This is a genomic window from Pseudomonas sp. S06B 330 (assembly GCF_002845275.2).
Taxonomy (GTDB): Bacteria; Pseudomonadota; Gammaproteobacteria; order Pseudomonadales; family Pseudomonadaceae; genus Aquipseudomonas.
Map to the genome: position 1 here is coordinate 253,318 of NZ_CP088149.1, position 14,919 is coordinate 268,236.

A 14,919-nucleotide genomic window follows, 5' to 3' on the forward strand; every position below is an offset into this window, starting at 1 on the left:
TCAGACTGGCAAGGCCATATAGAACTGCGTGCCTTGGCCGGGACGTGAGTAAACGCCCATGCGGCCGCCATGCAGCTGAACGATTTCCTTGCACAGTGCCAATCCCAGGCCCGCCCCGCCTTTCTTGCGTCCCACCTGAACGAACGGTTCAAAGATCCGTCCCTGTTGACTGTAGGCAATGCCTTCACCAGTGTCTTCGATACTAATGATTACCCGTTCGGCATGCCGCCTGGCATGCAGGCGAATGCTGCCGGCCGTCGGCGTGTGGCGTAGGGCATTGTCTAACAGGTTGTCCATCACCCGATCCAGCTGCGCAGTATCGGCCTGGATATGGGGTAACTGCGTTGCCAGGTCTACCTGTAGATCGATGTGTTTTTCTTGGGCGAGCGCTGCAAAACGTTCGCTGGCGCGGGCCAATAACTCATCGACCGCACATGGCGTAAGCTCAAGTTTTTGCTGGCCACTCTGGTAGCGGGAGAAGTTCAGCAAGTCGTTGATCAGCTGCGTCAGGCGCTGCATTTCTTCACCGATGGTGGCGAGCAAATCAGTTTCACGTGCCTGTGGTGGGAATTTCAGGCGTTCACACAACAGTCCGAAGGCCATATGCATGCCTGTGACTGGCGTGCGTAGCTCGTGAGAGGCCCGCAGAACAAACTCGCTGCGTACCCGCTCGAAGGCCCGCAATTCGGTGACATCGTGCAGCACCATGACAGCGCCGAGAATTTGCCCGTCAGGATGACATACCGGGGTCAAGCTGTAGGCCAAGAGACGGGGCTCTTCATCTATTTCCAGGCTCAAGTCTTCCGGTACTCGATCCAGGCTGGCGCCTCGTAGTACCAGGCGCAGTTGTTCATCCAGTTCAGGACGCTGCAGCGCTTCACTCAGGCCACGCCCCAAGCGGCTGTCGTTCCAGTTCAATTGTCGTTGAGCGACTGGGTTGATGTGCTCCAGATGCCCCTGACGGTCGATGATCAACAGGCCGTCATCGATGCTGTCGAGTACCGCCTGCAGACGCTGCTGACCTGCGAGCAGCTCATCGACATTGGTTGCCTGATGTTTGCGCAGGGCTTCGGCCATCAAACCGAAGCGCCGGGTCAACTGGTTGACCTCCAACGCGTGGGAGACCGGTAAGGTGACTTCGAAGTCGCCCTGTCCAATTTGGTCAGCCGCTTTGGCCAGAGCTTCGATTGGCAGGCCAAAACGTCGGGCGATTGCATGGGCGGTGACAAAGCCCAGAATCAACACGGCCACACCAACCAGACCGAGCAGGCTGGAAATCAGCAAGGCGCGATCATAGGACTTCTGTTCACTTTCATTGATGTGCTGCAGTGCCCGTTTGTGGGCGTCGACCAGGTCGCTTCGCAGTACACCGAAAGCTTGGCCCAATGGTTGGTCGGTGGCCATGCCGCGCGCGGGTGTGGGAGTCTCACGAAAAGCTTGGAGGTAGCGTTGATAATGGCTGTTGGTATTGGCGAAGTCTTTACCGGCAGCAGGATCGCTTTCCTTGTTGATTGCTTCGTCCAACAAGTCCTGGAACTGCGTCTGCAAGTCTCCAAGGGCATCGCGGTCGGTGGATTCATTGAGCATTAAGGTCAGTTGTTCGCCGAGGTTTTGCCGCAGTTTCAGACCCAGATCGAGGATCGCAGTGTTTTCCTGGATCAACGCCTGTTGCGACCTGGCCATCTGCAGGACGCTGACCAGCCCCAATAACAGGCCCAGCAAGGCCACGGTAATCAACGCCGAAATACTGAGGAAAAGCCGCGTTCGCAGCTTCATGGCCCATTTCATAGGTTGTACTGCTTACGCTTGCGATACAGAGTTGAAGCATCGATCCCAAGCGTCTTGGCCGCTTGGTCGAGGGTCTCACTGGTGGCCAGCACCGCTTCGATATGCGCCCGCTCCAGTTCGTCCAGGCTCAGTGCCGCGCCGATGCGCGGGGCATTGCTCACCGGTTGTTCGGCCATGCCCAGATGGCTGATTTCGACCCGTTCCTGAGGGCAGATGATACTGGCCCGTTCGACCACGTTACGCAGTTCGCGAATGTTCCCCGGCCAGCGGTAATTGAGCAGCGCCGCTTGCGCTTCGTCGCTGAAACCGCGTGCGGGCCTTGAGTATTCTTTGACGAAGCGGGCTAGAAAACGGTCGGCGAGCGTCAGGATGTCTTCGCTGCGTTCGCGCAGTGGCGGCAGGTGCAAGGTGATGACATTCAGGCGATACAGCAGATCCTCACGGAAGCGGCCGTCGCGGACCATGTCCTCAAGATTGAGGTTGGTCGCAGCCAGAATTCTTACGTCGGCACGGCGGGTGACCGGATCGCCAACTCGCTCGTATTCCTTGTCTTGAATGAAGCGCAACAGCTTGGGCTGAAGGGTCAGTGGGAAGTCGCCGATTTCATCGAGAAACAAGGTGCCGCCATCCGCTTGGTTGACCCGCCCCAGCGTACTTTCACTCGCCCCGGTAAAGGCACCGCGGCTATGACCGAACAACTCGCTTTCCATTAACTCGGCGGTGAGCGAAGGGCAGTTGATGGTCACACAGGCTTTGCGCGCGCGCTTGCTCCAGCCGTGAATGGCCCTGGCCAGTTCGCCCTTGCCGGTGCCGGACTCCCCTAGAATCAGAATGTTGGCATCGGTGGTGGCGACCTGGCGGGCTGTCTCCAGCACCACCATCATGGCCGGGCTGTGCGAGTCCAGGCCATCTTTAGGTTTGTTGACCTCACCTTCCAGGGCTTCCAAGCGGGCCGAGAGTTGGCGCACTTCCAACTGCTTGGCTGCGGCCAGGCGCAATTGATCGGGGCTGCAGGGCTTTACCAGATAGTCAGCTGCACCGGCCTGGATGGCGTCGACGGCGGTGTCGACCGCTGAGTGGGCCGTGACAATAACGATGCGCATCCAGGGGGCTTGAATCCGCATCTGGGCCAGGACATCCAGACCGTTGTCTTCACCCAGGCGCAAGTCGAGAAAACACAAGTCGAACACTTGGCGCTGCAGGAGGGTTTCGGCCTGGTTGGCGTTATTGGCGGTGGCCACGCTATAGCCTTCGTCTTCCAGGCAATAACGGAAAGTGCGCAGGATGGCAGATTCGTCGTCTACCAACAGGATACGGCCTTTGTGCTCCTGGGCTGATTCCATTTTTCCTACGCTCCTTCAAGAATGTTCTCTATTAGTGCCGGAGAAATCGGGCAAGTTGCATGCTCCTTTCTGATTTATTCCGATCTATGCATGGTAGTCCTTGGCCTACGACATATCTAACCCTTTGAATATTGGGGAATGGCCTCGATAGGACCTTGGCGCGTTGGCTGCTGTCCAACTAGGTTCTGACCCACCGGAGGCTTACCCATGCCAGTTCCAAATCCGTTGGCAGTCATCGCTGCCGCATTTCTTTTACTGCCAGTGGTAGCATCCGCCGCCGAGACTGTCCCATCCAACCTGCAGCAAGCCCGCCAGGAAGGCGCGCTGCAGACGGCCCTGGCCCTGAACCGGCTGCTCAATCCATTCAGGATCGAGGTCCAGGTACAAGGTGCGACGGCGCATTTACAAGGCCAGGTTGAAAATGAGGTCGAACGTCAGCTTGCCGAGCAAGTCGCCCTGGCGACCCGTGGTATTGAAAAGGTGCAGAACGATTTGCAGGTTAATGCTGAGTTGGTCGAGCAGCCGCTGGAACGGCGTGCTTATGCGCAACGCCTGGAGGACGCGACCCTGGCGGCGATCATCCGCGCGCGCTTACTCTGGAGTACTCATACCCAGGCCGCCCCTATAGAAGTCGAAAGCCGCGAAGGGGTGGTCACTTTGCGTGGCCAGGTCAGCAGTGCCGAGGCCAAGGAGCTGGCGGGTGTGCTTGCCACCTCCACCGAGGGCGTGTTCCTGGTTAACAACCTGATCAGCCTGAATGCCGCCGACATGGCCAAGTTGCGCGAGGAGCAGCAAGAAGTCAGGAGCGATCCGCAACTCAGCGATGCCTGGATCAATGACAAGGTCCAGACCAGCTTTATGTACAGCCGCAATCTTGATGGCCCAAACATTAAGGTTGCCACTCAAGAAGGGGTGGTCAGGCTGTCTGGCGAAGTGGTCAGCAGCGAACAGAAGACCATTGCTGTTGAAGTCGCTCGGCAAATTCGCGGCGTGCGCGGCGTTGACGCGGACATGCTTAAGGTGGCCAGCAATGTACAGGGCTAATCATGCAAATCGCACGAGCCGAACGAGGGCATCGTGCAGGATACGTACCGCTGAAACCAAGGATATTTCATAACGTATTGATTTATATGAATATTTATTTAAGCAAAAGACTGGCATGCACCCTGCAATAACTCCTGCAAGACAACAATGAATGCAGCAGGAGGAGCACGGCATGAACCGCCACACCGCCACCCTAGTGCAGATATCTCCACTTCAGATGCGCCAGGGGCTGTTTTTCAGTCTGGCACTGCTGCTCACCTTGATTGCCGGCCAACTCCATCACAGCTGGCAAGTCGCAGAAGAAGCTCGTGAGGTAGTGTTCCGAGCCGAATCTCTAGTCAAGGCACCGGCGCCTGCCCTCACAACGCTGATGCAATCGCGACCTGCCGCAACCAACGCTGCTCAGGTTGATGGCAACACCCCCCGTGACCGCTGGGTGTTCTGATTGTCAGTACACGCTTTTTCAAAACGGTAAGGAGAATCACCATGTTAAGTTGGGCTATCACCTTCCTGATTATCGCCATTGTCGCTGCCGTGCTGGGCTTCGGTGGTATCGCCGGCGCCGCTACCGGTATCGCGAAGATCCTCTTCATCGTCTTCCTGGTGCTGTTCGTGGCTTCCTTCTTCTTCGGTCGTCGCGGCAGAGGTTGATTATGAAAGGGACGCTATACAGAGCCCTGGCTACCGCCCTGCTGGTGGGCGGCAGTACAACGGCAATGGCGGCCAGTGACGGCCAGGTCCGGGTCAACCAATTGTTGGCCTCGGACCCCCAATACCAAAAAACCTGGCATGCGGTGGTTGAGAAGGAAGAGCGCTTGCCCGACTGGGTGCTCAACCTCAGCGGGGTTTCCGAGCAACAAATGTCTGCCGTCTCGGAAGATGGCGATAAGTATCTGGTCGGCCCGCTGTGTGAAGCCGAGCAAAAATGCCTGAACAAGCGACTTATCGTAGCTTTCAGCTGGGACAAGGATGACGCCTACGGGATGGTGGTAGAGGTTCCCGAAGGCTTGCCCACTGACAAAACACCGACCCGCCACGCCGAGTACCGTTGGCTGGGAGAGCCCGACGAAGGCATGCAGACGCTGTTGAAGGAGCAACTCAAACGAGATCCGAACTGGTACTGAATGCGTCCGGGCATCCATGTACATCAGATAGAAGCTGAACCTTTTTGCATTTCACGCTTCTATGTTGCGCTCACCTGAGGAAGGTCGGCGCACGACCAAGGGGCCGGGCTGCTCTGATTGTTTCAGGATCGGAGGGGCCTAGGGGTACAGGGAGTACCCCCGATGAGGGCCGGGTCGGGGTAAGCGGTAACGGAAGTTCCAGATCGGACGTCACCCTCAGAAGGAGATGTTTGATCTGACTTCCGTAGCGCTTTGGCAATCACCCTTCATTTTCCCCTCCTTTCTATTTATCTGTCATACGCGTCCTACGCATATTTCTGCGTGACCGTACATCGATATTTTTTCACCTCATCCTGGGGGGCGCTGCGAGGCAATTTCACGCATTCGGATTGTCGAACAACCATTGCCTGCACTCAGGTGGATACGTGCAAATCTGCCGGAATGTGGCGCTTTGGCCATCGTCGGAATTCCGAACGCCCTTCATTCAACCCTCTGGGACGCTCGTTTCGAGAGGAAAAGGTCATGCCGATTCGGCATGGGGTAGTCGTTTACGGCATTAGACGGCCCCCCCTCACGTGGGAATAGTTGCGCCTTTTTTCGCTGGCCTGAGCGTTCCTACGCTCGCTTGCGGTGACCTTTTACGGAGTCGCTTGCCGATAGCCCATAACGATCATTGATGCTGACAACAGCTCTGGGTCGAGGTTATCAGCCAGGGGCCCGTGTCCACTTGAAGAAAAGGTAACGACATGAAGAAGGCAAAGCTAAGCCTCGCCTGGCAGATCCTCATCGGTCTGGTACTGGGCATTGCGATCGGCGCTTTACTGAATCATTTCAGTGCAGAAAAGGCATGGTGGATCAGTAACGTCCTGCAACCTGCTGGTGACATCTTCATTCGCCTGATCAAGATGATCGTCATCCCGATCGTGATTTCGTCGCTGATCGTGGGTATCGCCGGGGTAGGCGACGCGAAAAAGCTGGGCAGTATCGGTCTGAAGACCATCATTTACTTCGAGGTGGTCACGACCATCGCGATCGTGGTCGGCCTGGTGTTGGCCAACCTGTTCCATCCGGGTGCCGGTATCGACATGAGTACCCTGGGTACCGTCGATATTTCCAAGTATCAAGCCACTGCGGCCGAGGTCCAGCATGAACACGCGTTCATCGAGACCATCCTCAACCTGATTCCGTCGAACATCTTCGCAGCGCTGATGCGTGGCGAAATGCTGCCGATCATCTTCTTCTCAGTGCTGTTCGGCCTGGGCTTGTCGAGCCTGCAGGCAGAAATTCGTGATCCGTTGGTGAAAACCTTCCAGGGCGTCTCCGAAGCCATGTTCAAGGTCACTCACATGATCATGAACTACGCGCCAATCGGTGTGTTTGCGCTGATCGCGGTGACCGTTGCCAACTTCGGTTTTGCTTCGCTGCTGCCATTGGCCAAACTGGTGTTGCTGGTGTACTTCGCCATCGCCTTCTTCGCCTTCATGGTGCTTGGCCTGATCGCTCGCCTGTTCGGCTTCTCGGTGATCAAACTGATGCGCATCTTCAAGGACGAACTGGTCCTGGCCTACTCCACCGCCAGTTCCGAGACCGTGCTGCCGCGCGTTATCGAGAAGATGGAAGCTTACGGTGCACCTAAAGCCATCTGCAGCTTCGTGGTACCGACCGGCTACTCGTTCAACCTTGACGGTTCGACCCTGTACCAAAGCATCGCGGCCATCTTTATCGCCCAGCTGTACGGTATTGACCTGTCGCTCAGCCAGCAGCTGCTGCTGGTGCTGACCCTGATGGTGACCTCCAAAGGTATCGCCGGTGTGCCAGGCGTGTCCTTCGTGGTACTGCTGGCCACCTTGGGCAGCGTCGGTATTCCGCTGGAAGGTCTGGCCTTCATCGCCGGTGTCGACCGTATCATGGACATGGCCCGTACCGCCCTGAACGTAATCGGCAACGCCCTGGCCGTGCTGGTTATCGCTCGCTGGGAAGGCATGTACGACGATGCCAAAGGCCAGCGCTACTGGAACTCGCTGCCGCACTGGCGCAGCAAAGAAGCTGCGCCTGCTGGCAAGACTGCCAATCACTAAGGTGCAGTCTGGCTAAACGAAAAGCCCCGACCTGGTCGGGGCTTTTTTATTGCCTGAAGCGCCTGGTGCGCCCACATTTATGGCACACACCCAAGCCACCCCGTTATCATTCGCCGCAACTGTGTGGGGGAACATCGGATGCTCAACGGCCTTTGGCTTGGATTTTTTGTGGTCGCGGCCATCTCCGCGCTGGCGCAATGGCTGATAGGCGGCAATGCCGGGATCTTCGCCGCAATGGTCGAAAGCATCTTCGCCATGGCCAAGCTGTCGGTCGAGGTCATGGTCTTGCTGTTCGGTACCCTGACCCTGTGGCTGGGCTTTCTGAAAATCGCTGAAAAGGCCGGGGTCGTCGAATGGCTGGCTAAAGTGCTCGGCCCATTGTTTGCCCGCTTGATGCCCGAAGTCCCGCCCGGCCACCCGGCGCTGGGGCTGATTACCTTGAACTTCGCCGCCAATGGCCTGGGTCTGGACAATGCCGCTACACCCATTGGCCTGAAAGCCATGCGCGCGCTGCAGGAGCTGAACCCCAGTTCGACTACTGCCAGCAATGCGCAAATTCTGTTCCTGGTGCTTAACGCTTCATCGCTAACTTTGTTGCCGGTGACCATCTTCATGTACCGCGCCCAGCAAGGGGCAATGGACCCGACCCTGGTGTTCCTGCCGATCCTGCTGGCGACCAGTGCCTCGACCCTGGTTGGCCTGCTGTCGGTGGCCGTGATGCAACGCCTGCGGCTGTGGGATCCGGTGGTCCTTGCCTATCTGATACCGGGCGCTCTGCTGCTGGCCGGGTTCATGGCGTTTCTTGGCACCCTCTCGGCCACGGCGCTGGCCGGGTTGTCGTCGATCCTCGGTAACCTCACTCTGTTTGGCCTGATCATGCTGTTTCTGCTAATTGGTGCGTTCAAGCGGGTGAAGGTCTATGAAACCTTCGTGGAAGGCGCCAGGGAGGGCTTTGACGTCGCCAAGAGCTTGTTGCCCTATCTGGTTGCCATGCTCTGCGCAGTCGGCGTGCTGCGCGCCTCAGGCGCCCTGGAGCTGAGCCTGGATGGCATCCGCCACGTCGTTGAGTGGCTGGGCATGGATACCCGCTTTGTCGAAGGGCTGCCCACGGCGCTGGTCAAACCGTTCTCCGGTAGTGCGGCGCGGGCAATGCTTATCGAGACCATGCAGACTCACGGCGTCGACAGCTTCCCGGCCTTGGTGGCGGCGACTATCCAGGGCAGTACCGAAACCACTTTCTACGTGTTAGCTGTGTACTTCGGTGCAGTCGGTATTCAGCGTGCCCGCCATGCGGTGGGCTGCGCCCTGCTTGCTGAGCTGTCCGGAGTGATTGCGGCCATCTTCGTCTGCTACTGGTTCTTTGCCTGAATCTGCGCTTGGTTGGCCTGAGCAAGGCTCCAGTCCACCAGTTGTGTCATCAGCCGGTCACTGGCACTGCCAAAGCCGCTGACCACGGCGGGTACTTGTTTGTCGCTCAACGGCTGTCGCACTTCAAAGCGGCGGCTGGCGAGGATGCGCTGGCTGCGCCCTTGCACCAGGCGTGCGTCATAGCGGATCACCACCGCCAGACCGTCGGCGCTGTACTCACTCTGGAATGCCTGCAGCTCGCCTGACAGCTCAAAGTCAGCTTGCAGGTTGCTGTCATCAGCGCTCAGTCGCGGAATTCGACCATCGCGCTGGAAGGCATCGAGCATGCGGTTACGCAGCAGCAAGGGGGCCGGGTCACTCCAGCGAACACCTTTGTAGCTGCTGATCAGATTGCCCTCGGGGACCACGGCAATTTTCGGGTTGTTCAGGGCATCACTGGCCAGTGGCTTGTTCAAGCGCAGCGACCAGCTGACTGCGGTGCTTTGCGGCACTGCACGGCTGCCTGGCGCTGAAGGCAGGCGATAGACGTCGGCAGGTTCTGCCTGAGGTAGGATCGAACAGGCACTGCCCAGGCTCAGGGCCACGGCCAAGGCGAAAAAGCGGCAGGTACGACTCATGGCGTGAACTCCTTATTTGTCTCACGGCCGAGCAGATAGCCGCTGGGGTTGGCCTCCAGCCGTTGCGAAATAGCCTTCAGCGAGTTGAGGGTCTCGCGCAGCTCACGTATCGCCGGAGCCAGTTGGTTCAGGCCTTGGGCGCCACCGTCGAGGGCTTCGCGGTTGTCGTTGAGCAGGCTGTTGATGGTCGCCGTGCTTTGCGCCAGCGACTGCATGGCCTGCTCAGCGCTGCCAAAGGCCTGTTTGCCCTGGCTGTTGAGCAAGCCATTGGCGTTGCGCATCAGTGCACTGGTCTGCTCAAGCATGCTGCTGGCCTGATTACCGACCTGGGCCAGTTGCTGGAGCGCGGTACGGATATCACCACGCTGTTCGCTGAACGCCGCGGTGGTCTGCTCCAGATTTGCCAGGGTCTTGGTCAGGTTGGTGGCGTTGTCTTCTGAAAACAGGTTATTTGCGTTGTGCACCAGCATGTTGATGTTGGTCAGCAGGTCGCTGCCGTCGTCGAGTAAACGGGCGATCGGCGACGGCGAAGCGACGATCACCGGCAGCTCGCCGTCCTTACCCTTGAGCTCGGGGCTTTGCGGCGTACCGCCGCTGAGTTGGATGAAAGAGGTGCCGGTAATGCCGGTCAAGGTCAACTTGGCTCGAGTGTCTTCTTTGACCGGCGTGTCGGCGCTCAAGCGTACTTGTGCCAGAACCCGGCGCGGGTCTTTTGGGTCCAGGCGCAGGCTGGTGACATCGCCGACCTTGATACCGCTGTACTGCACCGAGCTACCCCGGGACAAGCCCGAGACGGCTTCGTTGAACACCACTTCATAGTCCTTGAACGTGCTGTCGACGCTGGTCTTGGTCAGCCACAGGCCGAACAGCATGGCACCGGCGACCACAATCACTGTGACCAGGCCGATCAGCACATGATGTGCACGGGTTTCCATCTCAGAGCTCCTTTGCCGCGATGGCGGCCTGATTCGCCGCTCGGCCACGCGGGCCGTGGAAGTAATCGTGAATCCAGGCGTCGTCGGTGTCTTCGACCTGGGTGATGGGGCCCGCTACCAATACCTTCTTCTGCGACAGTACCGCCACCCGGTCGGTAATGGTGTAGAGGGTGTCCAGGTCGTGGGTGATCAGGAACACACTCAGGCCCAAGGCGTCGCGCAGGGTCAGGATCAATTGATCGAAGGCGGCGGCACCGATCGGGTCCAAGCCTGCGGTGGGTTCATCGAGAAACAGGATGTCCGGATCCAGAGCCAGGGCTCGGGCCAGCGCGGCGCGCTTGATCATCCCGCCGGACAATGACGCGGGGTACTTGTCGGCAGCGGAAATCGGCAAGCCGGCCAGCGCCAGCTTGACCCCGGCCAAGTGCTCGGCATCGGCGCGGGAAAGACCCGCATGTTCGATCAATGGTAAAGCAACGTTCTCGGTGACCGTCAGTGATGAGAACAGCGCGCCCTTCTGGAACAACACGCCGAAGCGTCGCTCAACCTGCGAGCGCTGCTCGTCACTCACGTCAGTGAGGTCCTGGCCGAATACTTTCACTTGGCCCTCGTTAGGCCGTCGCAGACCAACGATGCTGCGCAGCAGCACCGATTTGCCACTGCCGGAGCCACCGACCACTGCCAGAATCTCACCGCGGTACAGGTCCAGGTCCAGTTGCTCGTGCACGCTCTGGGTGCCGAAGCGGTTGCAGATACCCCGTGCTTCGATCACCGTTTCGCGGCTGTTGATTGTCTGGCTCACCAGCCCATCTCCATGAAGAACAGTGCGGCCACCGCATCGAGGACGATGACGACGAAGATCGATTGCACCACGCTGGAGGTGGTGTGCGCGCCCACCGACTCGGCGCTGCCGCTGACCTTGAAGCCTTCCAGGCAACCAATGGCGGCAATCAGGAAGGCAAAGAACGGCGCCTTGGCCAGGCCAACGAGGAAGTGCTGCACGCCGATATCGCTTTGCAGCAGGGACAAGAACATGGCCGGTGAAATATCGAGCGACAGCGCACAGACCACTGCACCCCCGATGATGCCGCAGAGCATGGCGACAAAGGTCAGCAGCGGCAGGGCAATGAGTAGCGCAATTACTCGCGGCACTACTAACAGCTCTACCGGATCCAGGCCCAGAGTGCGGATCGCATCGATTTCTTCATTGGCCTTCATCGAGCCGATTTGTGCAGTAAAGGCGCTGGCGGTGCGGCCAGCCATGAGGATGGCGGTCAGCAATACGCCGAATTCGCGTAGAAAGGAGAACGCCACCAGGTCGACAGTGAAGATGCTGGCGCCGAAGCTGGTCAGCACCGTCGCCCCCAGAAAAGCCACCACAGCGCCGACCAGGAACGTCAGCAAGGCGATGATCGGGGCTGCATCAAGGCCGGTCTGTTCGATATGGGCGACAACGGCGGTAACGCGCCAGCGCCGTGGTTGAAACAAGCGCAGGAACAGGGTTTGTAAGATCAGGCCAACGAACCCCAGCAGTTGCAGGGTGTCTTGCCACAGCGTGTCGACGGCACAGCCGATGCGGCAGAGCAATTGCACCAGTACCGATTGTTCGGGTTGTTTTTCCGGGATGCAGAAGTTCTGTACCGAGCAGTAGACCGTCTGCAACAGGGCGCGGCTGGCCTCCGGCAATTGAGCGCTGCCGGTCAGGTGCGACAGGCGTTCGGGGCCGAGCAGTTCAACCAGTAGTGAGGCGCCGGCGGTGTCCAGCTGCCCCAGTTGGCCGAGGTCGACCTCGGTGCTCTGATCGTAGTTGCCGAGCAGATTTTCAGTGAGGCGCTTAAGGCTGGCGTAGTTGGCCAGGGTCCAGTCACCAACGATCCGCAAGCAGGCGGGGTTGCTCGTAGTGTCCAGGGTTGCGCTGGCGTGAGTAGTCATAGGCTCCATGCAGTCCGACCGACGGTTCGCAAGCCTCAGAGCATAGCGTTACTCGGTCTTGGTTGCTTGACCATCGTCAATCACTTCAAAGCGCAGCACACCGATAACCTGCCCATCTTCGGTCAGCACCCTGACCAGCCAACTGCCCACGGGGTTACCGGGGAAATTCTGCTTATGGGTCCAGGCGCGGTAGCCCTCCTTGCGCCCGCCATGGATGTCCAGGGCAATGCGATCGACCTCTTTACCTTCGAACTGCCAGACATGGTAGATCCGCTCATTCAACCCGCGTGGGGCGTTGATGGCGGTGAAAGCATAGAGACCACTGCGAATCTCGCTGGCCTTGATCTCTTTGAGACTCTTGCCGGGCGTGCGGTTTTCTACTTGAGTACTGACCGCCACTTCGGCCATCCACAAGGTGGCTGGCGGCACCCAGGAGCGGAGCATCCAACCGCTGGCTCCGACAGCGAGAGTCATGACCACCAGCATCACCCCGCGGCGCCAGTGGCTGATGGGGAAACTGCTGGCTAGGCTGGGGAACGACAGCAGCATGGCGATTACCAAGGCCAGTTTGAAGCTTTGCGAGGTGGTCAGGTGCAAAATGATCGGCAACGCTGTGAGCAGCGCGGCGAACAGTGTCAGGGTATGCAGCGCAAGAAACAGCCAGCGTCGTGGCGCTAGCCACTTGTAGTACAGGGGATCAATGATCGATATCAGCCCGGCGGCACCTAGAAGGCCGGTGAACACCAGTTGGCCGCTGTTCCAGGTGGTAGTGACGAAAAAGAACGGCAGGACGAAGAACAGGCTTTCCTGGTGAATCATCTGTGTGGCATAGCGCAGCAGTGGCTGCGGGATCTCGCGCTTGAACACCTTGCTGAACAACTGGGTGAAAGTGTTTTCCAGCATCAGCCAGATCCAGCTGATCAGCATCACGATGGCGATCCAGCTGGCCAAGCTTTCCTGACGGTCGACCAGGATGAAACTGGCAATACCGGAAATAAACCCGCCAAGGGCGATGACGCCGGGGTAGCGCTTGATCAGTTCGATCACGCGCTGGAGGTAGAGAGGCATGAAGGTGTTCGCAGGGTGAGGTAATAAACGTTTACAAGGATACCCTTTCTTCCTGCGGGAGCCAGTGCTGCTGGCAAGGCCCTTTCACGACTAGTTGTAGCCGCTAACGGGGTACGAGGCTGCGATCGACTGCAGGGCAGTTGCAATTCGGCACTTTGTTGAGCCTGACACATCGCGGCGGCCCGGTTTTGCGGCCGTTTCGCGCCCGCTCGCAGCCTCACGGTAGCGGCTACGGCTGTCGGTGGCGTTTTATCCACAGCAGTATGGCGGCCAAGATCAAACCTAGGCCCAACGCAATCAGGCCATACAGTTCGTTGTAACTGATCAATGGCTGTTCTACGCGCACATACCCAGGCTCGGCCAGCAATTGACGCAAGGCCTGGTTGGCATCCTCCAGGCTGACCCGGCGCAGGGTCCGCACCGGATCGGTAAAGCTGCCGTCGAGGTAGTCGTTCAGGGCGCCCCAATAGTAGTCCGCCAGGGCCGCGTTACCTTGGGTGGTCCAGGCCTCGCGATCAATTGCTGCTTGCTTGACCCGCTCGAAGGTTGCCGGGTCCAGGCCGTTTTTACGCAACTGTTTGAGCATGTCGCCCAGAGCCTGCTCGGCTTCCTTGACGTCGGCGCGATCCAGGTCGGCGTTGAGACTCATCAAGCCGGTGTCGCCGAAGCTTTCCCGTTGGCTGAAAGGCCCATATGACAGCCCGTGCTTGAGCCGTAACTGGTCGTAGATTGCCCAATCCAGATAGCGTTGCAGCAAGTCGAATGTCTGGCCGTGCTCGTTATCCAGTACGGGCTCCAGGAACATCCAGTGCAGGCGGGCACTATCCCCGAGCCAGCCACGGCTCAGCTCACGACGGGCGTCGGCCTTATGAGTGACACCTTCCAGCGTCCGGCGCTCGCCGGGCTCGGCCGGTTCCAGTTCACCATAGGTACGTTCCAGATAAGCGGGCAGCAGGCGATCAAGCCCGCCCACCACAATCAGGCTCATGTTATTGGCTGCATACCAGTGTTGGCGCACATCGCTGACCTGCTTCAGGGTCATGTCAGCTACCGCCGAGCGTTCGGCGCACTTGAGCCCTAGCTCCACGGCGAGCTGGTCGTTGGCGCCGTGGCCCAGATCCTGGCGGTCTAGCCAGCGCTGCAGGTGGGAATAGTGGCCGCCGTCTTCGCGTTCGACGATCTTCTTCGACAGCGCCAGCGCCTTCTCGTCGACTTTGGTGTCCTTGATTACCGCCAGCAGCAGGTCGAGCACCTTGCGTTGGTTGCGAGCCGGTGCTTCGATGACAAACGTCGTGTCGGCACTGCTGGTGTAGGCATTCCACTCCCCGCTCAGCGCCTGCATTCGCGTTTCCAGGCCCCCTTCACCGCTGTCGTCGAGACCACTGAAGAGCACATGTTCAAGCAAGTGCGGCAGCTCTTGCTGCTCACAAGGAAAGTCGTCGAAGCCGACACCGACCACCAGGCGAATCGATACATGATCGCGCTCATAGCCCGACTTGAGCACCACCTGCAGGCCATTGGGCAGCAGGTAGCCTTCGACTTTCGAGCGGTCGAGGGCAAAGCTGGGCATCGCACCTAGCAGCAGGCACAAGAACATCAGGCAACGCATGGCGAGCTTCCTT

The 14,919-nt window shown here is 58.9% G+C and carries 14 protein-coding genes; 6 read left to right on the forward strand and 8 right to left on the reverse strand.

What is annotated here, in order from left to right; all coding sequences use genetic code 11:
- Complete coding sequence (locus tag CX511_RS01225) at nt 1-1,788, reverse strand: KinB sensor domain-containing domain (protein ID WP_045186508.1); 1,788 nt, start codon at nt 1,786-1,788, stop codon at nt 1-3.
- Nucleotides 1,785-3,131, reverse strand: a complete 1,347-nt coding sequence (algB, locus tag CX511_RS01230) for a sigma-54-dependent response regulator transcription factor AlgB (protein ID WP_045186510.1) — start codon at nt 3,129-3,131, stop codon at nt 1,785-1,787. The genes CX511_RS01225 and algB overlap by 4 nt, the downstream gene beginning before the upstream one ends.
- 207 nt (nt 3,132-3,338) lie before the next feature.
- Here algB and CX511_RS01235 point away from each other — a divergent pair, with 207 nt between their 5' ends.
- From CX511_RS01235 to CX511_RS01260, 6 genes are all read left to right on the forward strand, one after another.
- Nucleotides 3,339-4,175, forward strand: coding sequence for a BON domain-containing protein (locus CX511_RS01235; protein WP_045186511.1), 837 nt, complete (start codon nt 3,339-3,341; stop codon nt 4,173-4,175).
- A gap of 172 nt (nt 4,176-4,347) precedes the next feature.
- Nucleotides 4,348-4,620 (forward strand): hypothetical protein, encoded by a 273-nt coding sequence (locus tag CX511_RS01240; protein WP_045186513.1) that lies wholly within the window; start codon nt 4,348-4,350, stop codon nt 4,618-4,620.
- Nucleotides 4,621-4,661: 41 nt separating this feature from the next.
- Entirely contained in the window at nt 4,662-4,826 is a 165-nt protein-coding gene (locus tag CX511_RS01245; RefSeq protein WP_009401691.1) for a DUF1328 domain-containing protein, read from the forward strand.
- A 2-nt stretch (nt 4,827-4,828) separates the two neighbouring features.
- The gene (locus CX511_RS01250) at nt 4,829-5,299 is read left to right on the forward strand and encodes an inhibitor of vertebrate lysozyme family protein (RefSeq protein ID WP_045186515.1); all 471 of its coding nucleotides are present in this window, start codon (nt 4,829-4,831) and stop codon (nt 5,297-5,299) included.
- A 746-nt stretch (nt 5,300-6,045) separates the two neighbouring features.
- Nucleotides 6,046-7,377, forward strand: coding sequence for a glutamate/aspartate:proton symporter GltP (gene gltP / locus CX511_RS01255; RefSeq protein WP_045186517.1), 1,332 nt, complete (start codon nt 6,046-6,048; stop codon nt 7,375-7,377).
- Nucleotides 7,378-7,515: 138 nt separating this feature from the next.
- Nucleotides 7,516-8,745 carry a spore maturation protein gene (locus tag CX511_RS01260; protein ID WP_045186519.1) on the forward strand — a complete coding sequence of 410 codons (1,230 nt, stop codon included), beginning with the start codon at nt 7,516-7,518 and terminating at the stop codon, nt 8,743-8,745.
- Here the strand turns inward: CX511_RS01260 and CX511_RS01265 are convergent.
- From CX511_RS01265 to CX511_RS01290, 6 genes are all read right to left on the reverse strand, one after another.
- Complete coding sequence (locus tag CX511_RS01265) at nt 8,727-9,362, reverse strand: ABC-type transport auxiliary lipoprotein family protein (RefSeq protein WP_101293810.1); 636 nt, start codon at nt 9,360-9,362, stop codon at nt 8,727-8,729. The genes CX511_RS01260 and CX511_RS01265 overlap by 19 nt on opposite strands.
- Nucleotides 9,359-10,297 carry an MlaD family protein gene (locus CX511_RS01270; protein WP_045186523.1) on the reverse strand — a complete coding sequence of 313 codons (939 nt, stop codon included), beginning with the start codon at nt 10,295-10,297 and terminating at the stop codon, nt 9,359-9,361. Before CX511_RS01270 ends, CX511_RS01265 begins: the two co-directional genes overlap by 4 nt.
- A gap of 1 nt (nt 10,298) precedes the next feature.
- Nucleotides 10,299-11,087: an ABC transporter ATP-binding protein gene (locus CX511_RS01275; protein WP_045186579.1), complete on the reverse strand. Its 789-nt coding sequence runs from the start codon at nt 11,085-11,087 to the stop codon at nt 10,299-10,301.
- An 8-nt stretch (nt 11,088-11,095) separates the two neighbouring features.
- The gene (locus CX511_RS01280; RefSeq protein WP_101293809.1) at nt 11,096-12,238 is read right to left on the reverse strand and encodes an ABC transporter permease; all 1,143 of its coding nucleotides are present in this window, start codon (nt 12,236-12,238) and stop codon (nt 11,096-11,098) included.
- Between the two features lie 39 nt (nt 12,239-12,277).
- On the reverse strand, nt 12,278-13,297 hold the full coding sequence (locus CX511_RS01285) for a DUF5924 family protein (protein ID WP_101293808.1): 1,020 nt from the start codon (nt 13,295-13,297) through the stop codon (nt 12,278-12,280).
- Nucleotides 13,298-13,526: 229 nt separating this feature from the next.
- Complete coding sequence (locus CX511_RS01290; RefSeq protein WP_101293807.1) at nt 13,527-14,906, reverse strand: M16 family metallopeptidase; 1,380 nt, start codon at nt 14,904-14,906, stop codon at nt 13,527-13,529.
- Between the last annotated feature and the right edge of the window lie 13 nt (nt 14,907-14,919).

Coding starts and splice junctions, on each gene's coding strand:
- CX511_RS01225 (WP_045186508.1), bottom strand. CDS start 1,788: ATGAAATGGGCCATGAAGCTGCGAACGCGGCTTTTCCTCAGTATTTCG.
- algB (WP_045186510.1), bottom strand. CDS start 3,131: ATGGAATCAGCCCAGGAGCACAAAGGCCGTATCCTGTTGGTAGACGAC.
- CX511_RS01235 (WP_045186511.1), top strand. CDS start 3,339: ATGCCAGTTCCAAATCCGTTGGCAGTCATCGCTGCCGCATTTCTTTTA.
- CX511_RS01240 (WP_045186513.1), top strand. CDS start 4,348: ATGAACCGCCACACCGCCACCCTAGTGCAGATATCTCCACTTCAGATG.
- CX511_RS01245 (WP_009401691.1), top strand. CDS start 4,662: ATGTTAAGTTGGGCTATCACCTTCCTGATTATCGCCATTGTCGCTGCC.
- CX511_RS01250 (WP_045186515.1), top strand. CDS start 4,829: ATGAAAGGGACGCTATACAGAGCCCTGGCTACCGCCCTGCTGGTGGGC.
- gltP (WP_045186517.1), top strand. CDS start 6,046: ATGAAGAAGGCAAAGCTAAGCCTCGCCTGGCAGATCCTCATCGGTCTG.
- CX511_RS01260 (WP_045186519.1), top strand. CDS start 7,516: ATGCTCAACGGCCTTTGGCTTGGATTTTTTGTGGTCGCGGCCATCTCC.
- CX511_RS01265 (WP_101293810.1), bottom strand. CDS start 9,362: ATGAGTCGTACCTGCCGCTTTTTCGCCTTGGCCGTGGCCCTGAGCCTG.
- CX511_RS01270 (WP_045186523.1), bottom strand. CDS start 10,297: ATGGAAACCCGTGCACATCATGTGCTGATCGGCCTGGTCACAGTGATT.
- CX511_RS01280 (WP_101293809.1), bottom strand. CDS start 12,238: ATGGAGCCTATGACTACTCACGCCAGCGCAACCCTGGACACTACGAGC.
- CX511_RS01285 (WP_101293808.1), bottom strand. CDS start 13,297: ATGCCTCTCTACCTCCAGCGCGTGATCGAACTGATCAAGCGCTACCCC.
- CX511_RS01290 (WP_101293807.1), bottom strand. CDS start 14,906: ATGCGTTGCCTGATGTTCTTGTGCCTGCTGCTAGGTGCGATGCCCAGC.